Source organism: Micromonospora avicenniae (assembly GCF_900156065.1).
GTDB lineage: Bacteria > Actinomycetota > Actinomycetes > Mycobacteriales > Micromonosporaceae > Micromonospora > Micromonospora avicenniae.
Genome location: NZ_FTNF01000059.1, coordinates 1 through 1,404 on the forward strand (window position 1 = coordinate 1; position 1,404 = coordinate 1,404).

Consider the following 1,404-nt stretch of genomic DNA (forward strand, 5'->3'; position numbering starts at 1 on the left):
TAGGGGATCTTGTCGCGGAGCATGGCGTATAGGACGTCGCAGCGGCGTCGGGCGAGGCAGATGAGGGCGGCGTTGTGGCGTTTTCCTTGGGCTCGTTTGCGGTCGTAGTAGGCGCGGCTGACTGGGTCTGCGAGGGCGGCGAACGCGGCGAGGAAGAACGCGCGTTTGAGGTTCTTGTTGCCGCCTCGGGGTGGGTGTTCGCCGCGGATGCTGCTGCCGGAGCGGCGGGTGACGGGGGCGAGGCCGGCGTAGGCGGCGAGGTGCCCTGGGGTCGGGAAGGCGGTGCCGTCGCCGACTTCGAGCAGGATCCGGGCGGCGGTCCTGACACCGATGCCGGGCATCGACGTCAGGACCGGGGCAAGAGGGTGCACATCAAGCATCCTCTCGACCTCGCCGGCGACTTGGTCGCGCTGGCGCAGGACGTCGCGGAGGCTGTCGGCGAGACGGGGCAGGATCTTCTCCGCGGCTTGGGTGCCGGGGACAGTGACGGTCTGCTCGTCTAGTGCGGTCATGATCTGCTCGACGAGCCGCTCACCCATGCGCGGGGCGTGGACGGCGGCGATCGAGGTCAGTTTGCGGCGGCCGGCATTGCGGAGTCCGGCGGGTCCGCCGCAGCGCGACAGCAGCTCCAGGACCGCCTTGTGCTGCACTTTCGGGCCGAGGACCCGTTCCAGAGCGGGATGGATCTGGGTGAGCAAGCCACGGATCCGGTTGGACACGCGGGTGGCTTCACCGGCGAGATCGTCGTCGAACCCGACGAGGACTTCCAGCTCGGCGAGGGTCTCGTCGCCGACGTCGACCCGCCGCAGCGTGTGCGGCAGGGTGCGGGCGGCATCGGCGATGACGTAGGCATCCCGGGCGTCGGTCTTCGCCGTGCCGGGGTGAAGATCGGCGATGCGGCGCATGGCCAGGCCGGGCAGGTAGGCCACCTGATGACCGCACGCCCGGGCCACCGCGACCGGCAGGGCGCCGATCGAGGCGGGCTGATCAACCACCACCAGCACCCGACCGTGGCGGGCGAGTTTGTCGAACAACTGCCGCAGCCGGGCTTCGGTGTTCGGCAACGCCGCGTCATGCAGCCGCTTGCCGGCCGGGGTCAACCCGACCGCGTGGTGATCACCCTTACCGACGTCCAAGCCGAGGTAGACGCCGTATCCATCGTTCACCAGACCGCCTCCACGCACCGTCCGTGGCCTCGGCCGCAGTCAGGGCGTCGGACTGCCGGCAGCCACGTTACGAAGAGACCTACCCCAACACGGGTGGCCGTGTCCCTATCAGCGGTCCGCCGACGCCACCCGACCCGGCGACAACACCCCCCGGATCATCCAAACGACAGGGGCAGAAAGTCATACCGGGCCAGGCGACCGAGGGTCCCCGGCTGGGGACGATCAAAAAGGTAACGGG

The 1,404-nt window shown here is 69.5% G+C and carries 1 protein-coding gene; it reads right to left on the reverse strand.

All coding sequences use genetic code 11. From position 1 onward, the window contains the following. On the reverse strand, window positions 1-1,166 hold a 1,166-nt coding region (locus BXA10_RS30245; protein ID WP_139338260.1), incomplete at its 3' end, for an IS110 family RNA-guided transposase. Window positions 1,167-1,404: the final 238 nt, after the last annotated feature.